The 14421-nt window shown below is 59.5% G+C and carries 16 protein-coding genes; 14 read left to right on the forward strand and 2 right to left on the reverse strand.

Annotated features, from left to right (window positions below; genetic code table 11):
* Positions 1–322: 322 nt before the first annotated feature.
* The 10 genes from OKA05_RS28580 (at position 323) to OKA05_RS28625 (ending at position 9884) form a co-directional block, all read left to right on the forward strand.
* Positions 323–604: a hypothetical protein gene (locus OKA05_RS28580; protein WP_264490645.1), complete on the forward strand. Its 282-nt coding sequence runs from the start codon at positions 323–325 to the stop codon at positions 602–604.
* Positions 605–954: 350 nt separating this feature from the next.
* On the forward strand, positions 955–1590 hold the full coding sequence (locus tag OKA05_RS28585; protein ID WP_264490646.1) for a hypothetical protein: 636 nt from the start codon (positions 955–957) through the stop codon (positions 1588–1590).
* Positions 1591–1701: 111 nt separating this feature from the next.
* On the forward strand, positions 1702–2772 hold the full coding sequence (locus tag OKA05_RS28590; RefSeq protein ID WP_264490647.1) for a hypothetical protein: 1071 nt from the start codon (positions 1702–1704) through the stop codon (positions 2770–2772).
* Positions 2773–3060: 288 nt separating this feature from the next.
* On the forward strand, positions 3061–3879 hold the full coding sequence (locus OKA05_RS28595; protein ID WP_264490648.1) for an ATP-binding protein: 819 nt from the start codon (positions 3061–3063) through the stop codon (positions 3877–3879).
* A gap of 335 nt (positions 3880–4214) precedes the next feature.
* Positions 4215–4538: a hypothetical protein gene (locus OKA05_RS28600; protein WP_264490649.1), complete on the forward strand. Its 324-nt coding sequence runs from the start codon at positions 4215–4217 to the stop codon at positions 4536–4538.
* Positions 4492–4875: a hypothetical protein gene (locus tag OKA05_RS28605; protein WP_264490650.1), complete on the forward strand. Its 384-nt coding sequence runs from the start codon at positions 4492–4494 to the stop codon at positions 4873–4875. The genes OKA05_RS28600 and OKA05_RS28605 overlap by 47 nt, the downstream gene beginning before the upstream one ends.
* A 141-nt stretch (positions 4876–5016) precedes the next feature.
* Complete coding sequence (locus OKA05_RS28610) at positions 5017–6219, forward strand: DNA cytosine methyltransferase (protein ID WP_264490651.1); 1203 nt, start codon at positions 5017–5019, stop codon at positions 6217–6219.
* Positions 6212–8512: an ATP-binding protein gene (locus OKA05_RS28615; protein ID WP_264490652.1), complete on the forward strand. Its 2301-nt coding sequence runs from the start codon at positions 6212–6214 to the stop codon at positions 8510–8512. The genes OKA05_RS28610 and OKA05_RS28615 overlap by 8 nt, the downstream gene beginning before the upstream one ends.
* Positions 8509–9174, forward strand: coding sequence for a hypothetical protein (locus OKA05_RS28620; RefSeq protein ID WP_264490653.1), 666 nt, complete (start codon positions 8509–8511; stop codon positions 9172–9174). The genes OKA05_RS28615 and OKA05_RS28620 overlap by 4 nt, the downstream gene beginning before the upstream one ends.
* Positions 9174–9884, forward strand: a complete 711-nt coding sequence (locus tag OKA05_RS28625) for a hypothetical protein (protein WP_264490654.1) — start codon at positions 9174–9176, stop codon at positions 9882–9884. Before OKA05_RS28620 ends, OKA05_RS28625 begins: the two co-directional genes overlap by 1 nt.
* A 3-nt stretch (positions 9885–9887) precedes the next feature.
* On the opposite strand, the gene OKA05_RS29555 is transcribed toward OKA05_RS28625, so the two are convergent.
* Complete coding sequence (locus tag OKA05_RS29555; RefSeq protein WP_439331387.1) at positions 9888–10031, reverse strand: DarT1-associated NADAR antitoxin family protein; 144 nt, start codon at positions 10029–10031, stop codon at positions 9888–9890.
* A 318-nt stretch (positions 10032–10349) separates the two neighbouring features.
* On the opposite strand from OKA05_RS29555, the gene OKA05_RS28630 reads away from it, so the two are divergent.
* Entirely contained in the window at positions 10350–11384 is a 1035-nt protein-coding gene (locus tag OKA05_RS28630) for a metallophosphoesterase (protein ID WP_264490655.1), read from the forward strand.
* A 372-nt stretch (positions 11385–11756) separates the two neighbouring features.
* On the opposite strand, the gene OKA05_RS28635 is transcribed toward OKA05_RS28630, so the two are convergent.
* Positions 11757–12071: a hypothetical protein gene (locus OKA05_RS28635; protein WP_264490656.1), complete on the reverse strand. Its 315-nt coding sequence runs from the start codon at positions 12069–12071 to the stop codon at positions 11757–11759.
* Positions 12072–12177: 106 nt separating this feature from the next.
* Here OKA05_RS28635 and OKA05_RS28640 point away from each other — a divergent pair, with 106 nt between their 5' ends.
* From OKA05_RS28640 to OKA05_RS28650, 3 genes are all read left to right on the forward strand, one after another.
* Positions 12178–12657 carry a hypothetical protein gene (locus OKA05_RS28640; RefSeq protein WP_264490657.1) on the forward strand — a complete coding sequence of 160 codons (480 nt, stop codon included), beginning with the start codon at positions 12178–12180 and terminating at the stop codon, positions 12655–12657.
* Positions 12658–12779: 122 nt separating this feature from the next.
* On the forward strand, positions 12780–13289 hold the full coding sequence (locus tag OKA05_RS28645) for a hypothetical protein (RefSeq protein ID WP_264490658.1): 510 nt from the start codon (positions 12780–12782) through the stop codon (positions 13287–13289).
* On the forward strand, positions 13286–14401 hold the full coding sequence (locus tag OKA05_RS28650; protein WP_264490659.1) for a hypothetical protein: 1116 nt from the start codon (positions 13286–13288) through the stop codon (positions 14399–14401). The genes OKA05_RS28645 and OKA05_RS28650 overlap by 4 nt, the downstream gene beginning before the upstream one ends.
* The last annotated feature ends 20 nt before the right edge of the window (positions 14402–14421 follow it).

Consider the following 14421-nt stretch of genomic DNA (forward strand, 5'->3'; position numbering starts at 1 on the left):
AGCCCGGCACGCAGTGCCGGGTCAGCGCAAGTGGAGCGATCGCGTCCCAACGGGACGCCTCATGCAGGGGCGAGCCGGAATGTCGGCAAGGCTGGTGCCTTTTTGACGCGGAGTCGTCCGCAGATCGCTTCGGAGCGCATTCAGACCTCAGCCGCCAGACGCATGAAGCGTCGCTTTCAGGACGCCATTGCTTGCGTCCTCCTACCCGGCACTGCGTGCCGGGCTCTTATGAGCCGTCCCGTTGGGACGAAGAGATCACTCCCACTTCTTCCCGGCTTTCCTGATCCCTGAAAGCCGAACCCTAACAGCCTGCATTCTCCTCATGAACTCCAAGCAACCAGCCACCGTCCCAGTCCCACAACCCGCCCACGCTCGGGAGAAAGAGCCCGAACAAGAAAAAGAATCCAATCCCGAGCCCGAGCCATCCCGCCTCGTTCCGCTGTCCCTGCTGCGGCGGATGCTTGCGAGCTGCCGCCATGGCCTGAGCCCGCGTGTGGCGTGGTCCGAGAATCGCCCGCGGATGGACCACGAGGCGATGCAAGTCCGCGGCGAAATGCTCGGCGAGATCGAGGCCCAACTGGAGGGACTGCTTTCCAGGAGTTGAGAGTTGAGGGTCGAGAGTTGATGGGAAGAACCGGACGCGTCGCGAGCCGCCATCGGCACAGCCAAAGTGGTCCGCACGCTCCGCGTGCGGTCGAAGCAGCTATTCCGGCTCGGGAAAACTCTCCGGCCTCCACCATCCCCGCCAGGCATTCCCCACGCTCTATCTGCAGCCTCGGGTGGCACCCGATATCTTCCTGCCACCCGGTCCTTCGTTTCCGCACACGGAGTGTGCGGACCACCTTGGCACCCGGTGTCGCCTACCACCGCCCCGGCCCACTGATGACCGATCACCCGGCACCTTTCCCCGCATCGCCCCAAGCCTTCCCACTCACCTAACAAGCATTCGTTGTCATGATCACTCTCACTTCTCCCGCACTCTCGCGCCGGCCGCTGGCGAGCGCGCATCCGTTCCCGTATCCGCTTGCGGCCGGGGCATTGGAGAGCTTTTGCCACCCGCGGTGCCGGGTGTTTTCCCGGGTGGTGCGGCATCCGGAGTCGGGCGCGGTGATGGCGGCGAATGGTTGCGTGGCGCTGCGCGTGACGCGTGGGCCGGTGACCTACGATGATGCCTTGCCGCAGGCGTGCCCGCATTTCATCGCGCGCGTGGGGGCGCTGCCGTGGGACCGCTTCGGCAGCGATGCCCGGCGCATCGCCCCGGCACCATGGCGTGCGCTCGAGCCGGTGCGCGGGGATCTCCACGCGCTGGGGCTGGATGACCTGTGGCCGAATGATCGCATGACCCTCGCGCGACCGGTGTGGATCGCCGAGTCGGTGCTGGTGCCGCTGGCCGTGCTGCAGCTCATCGCCCGCCTGCCGCGGGTGGAGCTGCGGCTGGATGGCGCCACGGACTTCATGCTGCTCCGCTTCTCCGGCGGCGAGGGCATCGTCGCGAACCGCTGGCGAAAGACCCGCGGTGCGGACATGCCGGCGCACTCGCTCACTTTGTTCACCCCGCCTGCTGCGCTTCTGCCGGGGGCGTTTGTCTAGCAGCGGGAAGTTGAGGGTTGAGAGTTGATGGTTGAGAGAAAAAAACCCGCAGCCGACCCTCTTCCAAACTCTCAACTCTCAACCATCAACTCTCAACTTTCTCCCTACCCCATGGAATTCCTCAATCTTCATTCAAGCGCGCTGGACTCGCCCGAGATGGCTGGCGCGGATCCGGCAGAGCTGGGCACCTGGCTGATGCTGGCGCGCTATTGTGCCGGCCAGGAGAATGGCGGCGTCATCGCCGGCTGCCGCGCGTGGACGGATCGCAAGTGGCAGACGGTCGTGCGCGTGGCCCATGCCATGGCGATGCGCGATACCGAGCTGTGGTCGTGGGAGGGCGATGACCTGCACCTGCGGCACTACCCGGCCGATCAAGAGGCAAAGGTCATCGCAAAGCGCGAGCTGGCCAGGACGAATGGCATCCGTGGTGGTCGCCCGCGGCGAACCGGTGTGGGTTACGAACCGGAAACCGACGCGAAACCGGGATTGGTTCCGGCGTTGGTTCCGACGTTGGTTCCGGGATCGGTTTCCGTATCGGAACCGACATCGGAACCAATCTCCGAACCGATCTCCGAAAGCGTAAGGGAAGGAAAGGGAAGGGAAGGAAATGAAAGGGAACCCATAGAGAGAGTGAGCGCGAGCGAGCGAGCACGTGCAGGTGATCGTGATCGTGATCTTGCGGGTGAACTTGCGGGTGAACTTGCTCGCAGGCCTTCGACGTCGGGTTCGCGTTTGAATTCGGCTTCGATTTCGCCCAATGGTTTGGCAGCCATCACCCATGCTATTGCGGACTCGATGGCCGGTGATGCCGAGCTTTCCCGGCAGGCGGAGACGATCGTTCGCAGCTATCCGCGGCAGGAGCGTTTCGCGGAGGCGCTGGCGATGGTGCGCGGTCATCTCGCGGCGGGGCATGATTTCGAGGTAATGCTCTCGGGGACGAAGGCCGCGGCGGATGCGCTGGCGAAGGCTCCCTCCGGTGCGGCGAACAAGTATGCGCCGAGCGCGCTGCGATTCTTCGAGGCGAAGCGTTGGATGGATGACCCCGCGACCTTGATCCGCCCGCCGAGTGCGGGAAATGGTGGTGGATCGGGTGGCGGCCATGGCGTCGGCCGCTACTCGCGCGGCGAGCTGACCGCGGAGGAACTCGCGCTGCAACTCGGCGGACGAGGGAGGAACTACTGATGCGATTTTCGATTGGGGAATGTGGATTGAGGATTGGACGGAAGGACCCTTCACGATGAACACCACCTTGACTTGCGACTCGCGCATGAAGTGCCACTGCCCACTGGGAGCGCGGAATTTATTCCGCCTGGGTAGTGGGTTCACCGGGTCTGCCAGGCGGAATGAATTGCCCGGAGGAGGGGATCTGGCCCGGGCCACTTCCGCTGCGCTCCACTTCCGCGTTCCCAGTGGGAGTCATCCCACTGCCAACCCATGCCCTCTAACAAATAACCTCTAACCCACCACCCCATGAGCCTTCAACAAGACATCGAGAGAGAACGCCGGCGGACTATTCCGGGGGCGGCGGTGGCCATGCTCGCGGCTTTACCTACTACGATGAAGGTCGTACCACGTTGCTCGTGCGGCGGACCGGTGGATGCGACGTTGTTAGAGTTGCGGCAGTGGTTTCCCTCGCTGCCGGCGGATCTTTGCACGGGGTGCTACGAGGCGGCGGAGCAGGCGTCGGCGGAGCGGGTGCGGGGGGAGGCGGCGCGGGTGGAGCAGCGGCAGCGGTTGGCGAGGCTGGAGGCGATCGTGCCGCCGGAGATGCTGGCGACGAGCACGACGCATGTGGCCTTCAATGCGGCGCTGTGGGAGCGGGTGCGCGATTGGCGGCCGTCGTGCGGGCGATGGCTGCTGATCACGGGCCTGCCGGGGCGTTGCAAGACGCGGGTGGTGGCGCTGCTGGCGCGGCACTTGATCGTGGAGGATGGCGTGCGCGTGGTGTGGACCACGGCGATCGAGCTGCAGGCGGCGGTGGAGGACCTGCGAAGCCACAATAACGGCATCGCCGAGGCGGCGCGCACGAGCTTGCGCGAGTGGAAGCACGCGGCGGTGCTGGTGCTGGATGACCTGGGGAAGAACACGTGGACGCCATCGCTGGAGGCCCGGTTGTTCGAGCTGATCGATTTCCGCAAGACGCGGCTGCTGCCGACGATCGTGACGGCGAATACGCCGCTGCCGGAGCTGCTGCGGACGAAGCAAATCGGCCTGGAGCGCGGCGGCCCGATCATCGGGCGGATACTGGAGGCGAGCCGCGGGTGGAATGTGGAGGCACCGGATTTTTGACGTAGCGAGTAGCGAGTAGCCAGAGATCGGAGATCAGAGATCAGAGATCAGAGATCGGAGATCGGAGGTCAGAGATCAGAGAATGAAACCGGAGCGAACCCTAAGCCCTTAACCAGCCAAACAAACATACCCATGAAGCCTGACGAGATCCCTATGATTCCTCCTGTCCCCACAGCTAGTCCCATTCCCACGCGGAAACGGAGGGCGGGGCGTGCTGCTACTACGTTGCCCTCTAACAGGGGCGAGATTGGCGAGGCTGGCGGGGCGGCTGGCGGGGCGGCGGTTGCGATGGCTGCTTCGACCACCGGCAGCCGTAGCCATTCGATGAACGACGAGTGCGCGCCGGTGAGGTCCAAGTCGAAGCGGCAGCCGACCTCGAAGCGAAGCCCGATGCCGGCGGTGAGGCCCACGCCTTCATCTTCACCTTTGCCCTCGCCGGCGTTGCCGTCGCCGCCGGATCAGGAGCCGAGCGCGGCCCCGGTTCCGGCATCATCGCCGGCGCGGACCCGGACTCGCACGCGAACGAGGACGGGAAGCCGGACGGCTACGTCGCCGCCGAAGCGCAACGGTGCCCGGGAGCGACAAAGCCAACGCGAATCGCCATCGGCACCCGTGCCGAAGGAGGAAGCGGAGATGCGGGACGAATTGGCGGGGAGTGAGGGTGTCGCTGGTGCGGACGCCTCCCAGCCGGAACGGCATAGCCGTTCCGCTACGGGGGAGGGAGCTGGGAGCCGGGCGGATTCCTCCACGAGCCAGCACCACCTCCACTACGATCGCTACAAGGGCTGGATCCTGCGGGTGACAGTGCAGGTGGGGACGAAGGTCATCGGCAAGCGGCTGAAATTCCGCCTCCGCACCCACGACCTGGCGGAAGCCCAGAAAGCCCGCGAGCTGGTCATTGGCGTCTTGAGACGCCTGGGGCTGACCGTGAGGGTGAGGATGCAGAGGCCGGTGAAGATTGGAGATTGGATGGCTCCCGGAAGGCGGGATCCTTGATGTCGCTAGGGATCAAGGGAAAGGACTTCGAAGTCTCAAATCGCGAAGTGCGCCGGACGGCTCGGAAAACCATCGCCAAACCATCGGGGAAATGTCTAACCTGGACAAGTATTCAGCCTCTGCGTATTTTCAACTCCATCAATGGACAGTGCATTGAAATATATCGACCTTTTCGCGGGATGCGGAGGCCTGAGCGTCGGCCTACACCTTGCAGGATGGGAAGGCAGCTTCGCGGTGGAAAAGAATCGAGATGCATTCGCAACGCTTTCCTACAACCTCATGGGGAAGAAGAGTCACTTCTCATGGCCCGACTGGTTGGAGGTTAAGAATTGGAACATCACCGACCTGCTGCGCGAGAAGGCGCGTGAACTGCGGAAGCTCCGCGGCACAGTCGATCTCGTGGTCGGTGGTCCACCATGCCAGGGTTTCTCGACTGCCGGGCGGCGGGTGGAGGACGACGAGCGGAATGATCTGATGCATTCCTATCTGGAGTTCGTGAGGTTGGTGCAACCCCGCGCGGTCTTCTTCGAGAATGTCCGCGGATTCACCATGCGATTCAGGGCGAATCGAGCTCGTGGTATCAGCTACTCCGAGCTGGTGATCGAGAAGCTGAGAGCGCTGGGCTACGAGGATGCAGTTGGGCAGATCCTCGACCTGTCGGACTTCGGGCTTCCCCAACGACGTCAACGGTTCATTGTCGTTGGTACCAGAAATGGAGGAGCAGGTGATTTTTTCGAGGCCCTCAGGTCTGGCATGAGTGGATTCCTCGCCGAGAGAGGGATCGCCCGCAGCAATGGTGCTGGGGCCGCGCTCTCCGACCTTCATCGGGAATACGGAACCGTCGAGTGTCCGGATTCAAACGGATTTGAGTCAGGGCGCGTGTCGCGGGCAAGGTCGGGTCTCCAGCGCTACCTCCGCTTGGGGAATGCCAAGTATGTTCCGGATAGCCATCGCTTCGTGAATCATACCGCCGACGTTCAAACCGTGTTTGAACGGCTACTTGGTGGAGCCCCCCGCAATCGCTGCATTCTGGGTCGGGAGCGAGAACCCTTTGGCCTGAAGAAGCGGAGCGTAACTGTGCTGGATGGAAGTGGTCCCGCACCTACCGTGACGACGATTCCTGACGACTTCGTCCACTACTCTGAACCTCGCGTCATGACAGTGCGGGAGTGTGCGCGCTTGCAGACTTTTCCCGACTGGTTTGAATTCAAAGGACCATACACCACGGGAGGGAAACAGCGGGTGCTGCAGACACCTCGCTACACTCAGGTAGGCAATGCCGTCCCTCCTCTCTTCGCAGAGATGGCGGGCCTTGTACTCAAGCAGATCCTCACCAATGCCTAGAGCCAAAGGAAAAGAAAACCCGAAGGACACGTTTCGGATTAGCTCCGCGCTGAAGACCATTATCGGTCGTGAGCTGATCACCGACGACTTCGTGGCTGTCTTTGAATTGGTGAAGAATGCCTTCGATGCGCATGCACGGAATGTGGAGATCAGATTTGAAGGCCTAACGACCGAAAATCCGAAGCTAATCATCAAGGACGACGGCAAGGGAATGACCGGCTCCGACATCGACAGCAAGTGGCTTTTCGTGGCGTATTCCGCCAAGCGTGAAGGCATCGAAGACGATGTGACGGGCAAGCCCAAGGACTACCGCGATAAGATCAATACCGAACGCACATTTGCCGGAGCGAAAGGCGTAGGTCGCTTCTCCTGTGACCGTCTTGGGCGTTACTTGAACCTTTATACCAGAACGAGAGCGTCGGGCCCATATGAGCATTTGGAGATCGATTGGCAAGACTTCGAAGAGGACAGCGAAACGGAATTCGTAGAGGTGAAGATAAAGCGGAACTCCCCGATCAAGATCCCGCATGAATTGAAAAGTGGAACTATTCTGGAGATCTCGGGACTGCGAGAGAAATGGGACCGGGAGCAACTCAAGAAACTGCGCGACTCACTTCGAAAGCTAATTAATCCCAATCAAGAGAACGATGCCAAGCGGTTCGCTGTTACGTTGAGTGCCCCGGATGAGGGGAGCGCTGACAAGGAAGAATCGGAAAGTCGAGATAGAGTAAATGGACGAATTAAGAATTTCCTCTTCGAGGAGCTTGGGGTGAGAACAACCGAAATCCATTGCGAGGTGGATGAGGATGGAGAAAAGATCACGACTACCCTCACAGATCGCGGCACCCTAATTTACCGCCTCGTTGAGCGCTGCCCGTTCTATCACCTTCAAAATATTCGGGTTCACTTGTTCGCCTTGAACCGGTCGGCGAAGATCCATTTCCTCAAAGTCATGGGAGTCAGGAACGTAAGCTATGGCTCTGTATTTCTTTATAAGAATGGATTTCGGGTTCATCCTTTGGGGGAAGAAGGAGATGATGGTTTTGGTATTGAGCGGCGCAAGCAGCAAGGTCAGTCGAGATATCTTGGAACCCGTGACTTGTCTGGGAGAGTGGAGATTTTTGGCGGCAATAATAGATTCAAGGAGACTTCTAGTAGAAACTCGGGATTCATCGAATCGCCAGAATGGCGAGAGTTGCTTCAGTTTTTCAAAGAGTATGTTTTGAGGCGCCTCGAGATTTATGCGGTAGATGTCATCAAGTGGGGGAATCCTGTAAAAGGATCCGACGAGGAATTGCTCCCGAGCGATGTTAAAGCGCAGATATTAGAAGTAATTAACAAGCTCACGAATGATCCTGACGTCCTCGACGTCCAATACGATCCTCACTTGCTGGATATTCTTGAAGAGCGGCAGTCAGCGAGTGTTACCACGGCCTTGAGCAACTTTAAGCGGATTGCTGAGAAGACAGGCAACCAAAAATTGCGACGAGAGGTAGCCCGCACTGAAAGGCGGGTGAAGGCCTTGGCCACCGCAAAGGAGGAGGCCGAAACGGAAGCACGCCAAGCGCGGAAAGAAAAAGCTCTGAGCGAGAAGCAACTCGCTGATGAGAGGCAGAAGAACGTCTTCCTATTGGCCACGACTGCCGATCCGGAATTGCAGCGCCTTCACCTCGAACATTGGATTGGAATCGCAGCCCCAGAACTCCGCGAGAACGTGAGAAAGCTGATCGCGGTGGTCAAGAGTGGCAAAGCAGATCAGGATCAACTCCTGAAGGGGCTAACGGCAATTCAGAAATGGGTGGATCAACTTGTGGGAGCGAGCCGAATCGCGACGCGGGCTGATTTTAGCCTCCAGTATCCGACCCGCCGGATGGATTTAGCTCGCTATATTTTCGAGTACCTTACAAGCGATGTTGTAGAGAAGACAGACCGCTTGAAGATCGATGTGAATATGAACGCGAATCCGTTTGAGGTCATGATGCGTCCGATTGAGGCAACAATACTTTTCGACAATCTGATTTCAAATGCTGAGAAAGCACGCGCGAGGCACATGCGATTCGCGATTGAAACCTCTGGGAAGAACCTAACGATCGACGTTGCTAACGACGGAGAGAAGGTCCCGAAGAGCATGTTGAGTTCGATGTTTGAGTTGGGGATAAGCGGAAGAGGGGGGTCGGGAATAGGTCTCTATACGTGCAAAGAGATAGTAACGGGGATGGGAGGTGAAATCAGTTTCGTCGGCAATGATCCCATGATGGGCGGTGCTCAATTCAGAATCGTCTTTTACCGATGAGACGAGTGCTGATTGTGGATGATCAAGATCCAGCTTTTGCTGGCGAGCTTGAAACGGAAATTCGGGACGAGAGCGGTAATGCTCCTGAATTAATGCACATTAATCCGTCAGATTTCTTTTCGGATGGAAGAACTCCAGATCAAACGCTGGCAAAATTGCTCGCCAGAGTTGCGGAAGCTGCGACCGAGTTTTGGGATGTCATTATAATTGATCTGTATCTTGGCGATTTCGGATTTGATGGGCATCGGAATCTTGAAGTTTGTCTGCGCGTTGCCGAGGCGGCGCGTGAAGCGAACAGATCCGCAACGATGCTCCTCTATTCGGGGACGCTTTCGAAATATGTGAATGAATTGCTCGGAGGAGGGGCTTCTGATACACAGCTACGAAGAATATTTCATGCCGAGGTTGCCAATTTCGTCCAGAGGAGTCGAATAGCGCGCGAAGTCAGGTCTGCTGTGGACAATCCGACTTGGCTTCTGAGAGTGGACCGTCTCCTGATGACGACTCCGGCTCTTGTGGTTGGTCCTGAGGAGGCAGAGTTTGTTGGTCGGACTTTTGCTGAGCTCGCGAAGTTGGTGAGACGCCAAAACGACGAAGGCCAGAAAATTACCCAACTGGCAGTGGACTATGGAGTTGCGGCCTTCACGGACTTGAATTCGTAATGGATCCGCTCAAGACAGCGATATGCATTCATGCGCAAAGCGCCGATTTGAAATTTCTTAATCGTGTTAGGAATCGGATCGAAAAGGTTCTTCGATCTCAGGTGAGGTCCTTTCGTTTAGATACTCACGAATCGAACTCCTATGCCATGGGTGCGTTGAAAAGCTCGGTGGAAGGCGTTGTTGTTATCATGGCTCACGGTGGCGCTGACTATCTTCGTGGTGGTGAGTATAGTAATAGGGAAACGGGGCAGTCTTACGAAGTTGAGAGATTTATAAAAAGAGATCAGATGGATGTGCTCAGTGGCAAGGTCATATTCTGCATGAGCTGTGACTCAAACGAGCTGGCTGAGGCTGCTCTCGAAGCCGGCGCGATTGCTTTTGTTGGATTTGATGAGATTCCTTTCGATCGCTTTGATGCGGCTGGAGAGGCTATCGGAGGTCATGTTCTGGTGAAGCACTGTCAGGAGAAGTTGATTGCACCGGCCATCATTGCTGCACTCGAGCGCTTTTTTTCGGGACGGGCTACACTGGATGAGGCTGTGGAATTTCTTAAGTTGTGGATCGCCAAGAGTGCTGTGGCTTACGTAAGAAAATACACGAAGGTAAAGGAAAGGCGTGAGGTGGCTGCGCTGTTCCTCAAGGTGAGGAGCGGAATCCGGTATCACGGTCCGCTGGGAATCCGCTTTCAGTTGGAGCCGACTGAGGAATGAGGTCTAGGTCTCGGCGAGGAGGTGGATGAGGGAGGCGGGGGATTGGGCGGCGGTTTGGAGGAGGCCGCGGCGGTGGAGGGTGAAGAGGATGGCGCAGGAGCGGGCCTGGCAATTGAGGGAGCGGGCGGGATTGAACTCGCGGTGGATTGTTGGTTCGCGGGGTTTCCGCGGATGATATCTTGGGGTGAGGAGGCCGGTCTGTCCAAAGCGACAGTAAGGTCGCTGCTCCTTATGGCTGGTCCCGGGGGCGGGAAGTGAGGGGGCGCAGGATTGTTAGGAAAAAGTGGCTCCCGGGGCGACGTAGGGTGTGGTAGTGAATCGGAGCGGCTCGGGTTGAATTGGATCGGCTTGGGTCGCATCGATCGTCAGCGACAGAAACTCATGAAGCGGCATTCCCATAGTCACACGGACTCTCCCTCCCTTTCTCACTCTCACTCTGATGCTCCGACTTCCGCGGACGTGCCGATGACGCGGCGGGAGGCGTTGAGGAGGACGACGCTGCTGTTTAGCTCGAGCTTTTTGGCGGGTGGACTGGCGGGGCGGTTGGGGGCGAAGGAGGCGGTGGCGGCTGCGGATGTGGGCGTGGCGATTCCGGGTGGGGCGCCGCAGGTGCGGTTCGCGCCGGGCGGGATCGATCTGCTGGCGGTGGGGGATTACGGGACGAACAATGACAAGCAGCGGGAGGTGGCGAGGGCGATGGCGGGCTTCACGAAGGCGCTGGGCAGTCCGCTGTCGTGCGTGCTGGCGCTGGGGGATAATTTCTACGGGCACTTCATGCCGGAGCAGTTCGGGGCGCGGTTTTCGGGGATGTATCCGCAGAAGGATTTCGATTGCCCGTTTTACGCGCTGTTAGGGAATCACGATTACGGTCCGCAGTACGATTCGAAGCAGGGGCGGACGAAGGCGGACTACCAGCTTGCGCGGTCGCGGGAGAATCCGGGGTCGCGGTGGAAGATGCCGGGGAAGTGGTATGCCTTCGAGCTGGCGGGTGCGAACAAGCGGCCGCTGGTGAAGGTGATCTATCTGGATGGAAACAATTTCGAGGGGGCGCTGACGCCGCAAGAGAAGCTGGCGCAGAAGCGCTGGCTGGAGGCGGAGATGGCGAAGCCGACGCAGGCGAAGTGGCTGTGGATGGTATCGCACTATCCGATTTTTTCGGAGACGAAGGATCGCGGGGATGCGGCGGGCGCGAAGCTATTGGCGCAGTGGGAGCCGTATCTGCGGGACAAGCGGGTGTCGCTGTATCTGTCGGGGCACGATCATAATTTGCAGCACTTGCGGGTGGATGGGTTTTCGCCGGACTTCGTGGTGTCGGGCGGCGGCGGGGCTAGCCGCTATGAGGTGATCGGGAAGGAGCGCGGGTTCTCGATGCAGACGCGGGGCTTCAATCACATCCACGTGACGGAGGAGAAGATGACGGTGCAATTCATCAATCCGGAGGGGAAGAGGATCCACGGGTACGAGCGGGATGTGTCGGGTAAGGTGAAGGTGGTGGGGTGAGGATTGGAGATTGGGTTATTGGGTTATTGGGAGATTGGGGAGCTGGGAAAAGTGCCGGGTGATCAGTGATCAGTGATCAGTGAAAGGCATCGGGGATGGGGATGGTACAGTGGAACGAACCGCGGAGACGCGGAGACGCGGAGACGCAGAGGTCGCAGAGAGAGCGCGGAGGGCGGGGATGGGGAGGTGATTGAACCGCCAAGACGCGAAGGACGCCAAGTCTGGAAACTGGATGTCTTCTCTTGCTTCCTCTTGGCTTGGCGATCTTGGCGTCTTGGCGGTGAATCGCTTTTTCGACAAAGCCAAAGGTGCGGGGAGGGTGAGGCCGGTCTGAAGACCGGCGGTCCCGGGGCGGGGCGGGGCGCGGGTGGGTCAGGCTTTTTCGGAGGGCGGGATGTCGGACTCGCTGCGGAGGCCGTTCTCGTCGATGCGGAGGCACCAGCGGGATCCGCGGCAGCGGAGCCACTCGGGTGAGGGCTCGACGATGCCGGTGGCGATGAGGTCGTCGCGTTCGCCGGCTTCATTCGCATCGGGATCGTAGGCAGTGACGATCATGCCTTCTCTCAACTCGACGGCTTCGCCGTGCTCGGTCTGGCAGGTGTCGCCATGGGAAAGGCAGAGCAGGTCGCCGAAGTAGCCATTGAAGTCGGCGTGGAGGCGAGGGGATCTGAGCTGGTATCGGGCCATCGGTGTTTTCTTTCTCGGCTGGCTGGCGAGGGATTGCCAGACGTTTGAGAGTGAGGCGGGGCGGCGGTGATTGCGGGGGCGCGGTGTTTCTGTTGGAGTGGGGCGAGTGGCTGCGCGTGCTTTCCATCGATCACGGCATTTCTGGCTCGGGGTGCCGGGGCTGGTGTTCTTGCTGTGGGCGTGGTGGGACTCGGGTGGGTACATGTCCACCGTGGAGTGGAACTGGAATGGAGGAAAGCGGGAGCATCTGGTGTGGGTGGCGGTGGGAGACGTTACTTGGCAATGCACCACGCATCAGGAGCGCAGCGCCGGGGTCAACTTTTCAACTCGTCGAAACCCGCTCGCTAATTTCGGTGGGGGGGCGAGGGGACGGCAGTTCGATGTTCCTCCCGCCTTTTCTCGATCACTGGATGACGGCGAGTTCGCTTGGATAGGTGTCGCAGTTGAGGAGGCGCACGTGGCGCTGTGGGTGATCGCGGGATCTTATGCGGTGGCGTGGCTGGGGGTGGTCGCCTGGTGGCAGCGGCGGAAGGCGCGGGTGGTGAGACGCCAGCAGCAGCAACATCCTGCTGAGACGGGAGCATGATATGATGCGTCCGTTTTATTGATCGCGGTTGTTCTGGATTTGGGGGTCCGATGATTCGTGTTTTGTGTTGACGTGTCTTACTAACATGCATTGCCTGATGTAATCAGTCTGGATCACTCCCCATGTCCTCCAAAAAGAAACCGGCCGGGAAAATTGCGGCCTTGAAAGACGGCCCGAAGGCTGCCGCCGCCAAGGTCGCGAAGCCTGCCAAGGCGGCGAAAGCTGCCAGGCCTGTCAAGGCCGAGACGCCTGCCGCGGCGGCGAGAACCAACAAGGTCGCGAAACCCATTATAGCAACTGTCGGCTTCAAGCCAGACGGGCCGGAGAAACTCGACGATCCGCCACGGGAGGCGATCGTTCCCTTGGTCTGCAAGCTTCTTCATGCCAAGGCGACGATGTATGGTGCGGCGCCGGACAAGCTGAACAAGCTGGCGATTGAGGACGAGAGACTGGAACTCAAGAAGGAGCTCAAGCTGAAGGACCCGGTCCGGAGGGGACTGGGAAAGAACTACGGCAAGATCAGCGCGAGCTTCGGGGGGGCGAAGGTGCCTCCCGTTTCCGCGGAGAATGCGACGACTGTGAAGGACGCCATCCATCTGACCCACGTGGCAGCCAATAGCAAAACTTCATGAGCATGAACATGAGCGTGAACCGGGCCTTGAGTTGCATGGTGGGATTGGCCTGTGCCGTAATTCCATCGGGCTCGAGAGCGGCGGAAGACAATGCTGCAACGAAGAAGCTGAGGGAGGCCGAGGCGCGGGTGACGAAGGCTGAGAACGAGCTGAAAGCGGCAAAGGAGGAGTATGACAGGCTCTCGAAGGTGGGAACGGAAGAGGATCCCGACGACAAGCCCACCATGGGAGAGCCGGAGAAGGACGAGAAGGCGATCACGCGGATCTCGCAGTATCTCACGGAGGAGAAGAAGGTGAAGTTCCAGGTGAGGCAGTCGGTGAGGGATAGCTTGAAGACGGCGAATCCCGCGACCTTCTCCTTCACGCGAACGAAGGATGGCAAGGATGTCAGGAGCGCGGATCTGGGAGTCTCGTTCGAGCAGGACATCTGCGAGACGGACTTCGCCTGGGGGCTGCTGGGCGAGTATCATCATCTGACCAAGTCGCGGACGAAGACGGATGACCGCGGAGTGGACAGCCTCTTCCTCGGCGGGAGCTTGGACTGGAATGCTTTCTTCATCGGGGAGGAGACGCAGCGGATCCGCGGGACGCTGGCCTACAAGCGGGACAAGATCTATACGGGTGAAGGTCTGATCACTGACGTGTCACTCTATCCGGCCCTGCCGCAGTATTGCATCGGGAACGAGTTCACCTTGATCCCGCGAGTGGTGACGGCCGTTGTGGAGCCGGTATTCGGGCTTCAGTATGAGGAGGGAAATGGTGCAAAGGGATTCCGGGATGGCGACAGGATCTCCGCGAAGGCCTCGCTGAACCTGGGCCTCATCCTGCTGCCGGAGCACCTGGGGAACCGGCTGACGCTGGATAACAAGCTGACCTTCTGGGAGCACTTCGATACCTCGGGCGACTATGGCAGATACGATGAGCAGCAGTGGTTCCTGAATTCCACGCTGACCTATTGGTTTGATACCCGCAGCTCCAAGAACAAGACCGATATCCTCCAGCCCGATGAGCAGCACATCGGCCTGAGCGCCGGCTTGAAATGGGGCGACAATCCCGAGGAAGGACAACAGGATACTGATACGATGACGCTGGGGATCTCCGTGAAGTACTGACCTGCGGGAAAGCAATGCCA

This window comes from Luteolibacter arcticus, from assembly GCF_025950235.1.
GTDB lineage: Bacteria > Verrucomicrobiota > Verrucomicrobiia > Verrucomicrobiales > Akkermansiaceae > Haloferula > Haloferula arctica.

Bases quoted from the DNA above. Each gene is read 5' to 3' on its own strand.
- OKA05_RS28580 (WP_264490645.1), top strand. From the start codon at position 323: ATGAACTCCAAGCAACCAGCCACCGTCCCAGTCCCACAACCCGCCCAC.
- OKA05_RS28585 (WP_264490646.1), top strand. From the start codon at position 955: ATGATCACTCTCACTTCTCCCGCACTCTCGCGCCGGCCGCTGGCGAGC.
- OKA05_RS28590 (WP_264490647.1), top strand. From the start codon at position 1,702: ATGGAATTCCTCAATCTTCATTCAAGCGCGCTGGACTCGCCCGAGATG.
- OKA05_RS28595 (WP_264490648.1), top strand. From the start codon at position 3,061: ATGAGCCTTCAACAAGACATCGAGAGAGAACGCCGGCGGACTATTCCG.
- OKA05_RS28610 (WP_264490651.1), top strand. From the start codon at position 5,017: ATGGACAGTGCATTGAAATATATCGACCTTTTCGCGGGATGCGGAGGC.
- OKA05_RS28615 (WP_264490652.1), top strand. From the start codon at position 6,212: ATGCCTAGAGCCAAAGGAAAAGAAAACCCGAAGGACACGTTTCGGATT.
- OKA05_RS28620 (WP_264490653.1), top strand. From the start codon at position 8,509: ATGAGACGAGTGCTGATTGTGGATGATCAAGATCCAGCTTTTGCTGGC.
- OKA05_RS28625 (WP_264490654.1), top strand. From the start codon at position 9,174: ATGGATCCGCTCAAGACAGCGATATGCATTCATGCGCAAAGCGCCGAT.
- OKA05_RS28630 (WP_264490655.1), top strand. From the start codon at position 10,350: ATGACGCGGCGGGAGGCGTTGAGGAGGACGACGCTGCTGTTTAGCTCG.
- OKA05_RS28635 (WP_264490656.1), bottom strand. From the start codon at position 12,071: ATGGCCCGATACCAGCTCAGATCCCCTCGCCTCCACGCCGACTTCAAT.
- OKA05_RS28645 (WP_264490658.1), top strand. From the start codon at position 12,780: ATGTCCTCCAAAAAGAAACCGGCCGGGAAAATTGCGGCCTTGAAAGAC.
- OKA05_RS28650 (WP_264490659.1), top strand. From the start codon at position 13,286: ATGAGCATGAACATGAGCGTGAACCGGGCCTTGAGTTGCATGGTGGGA.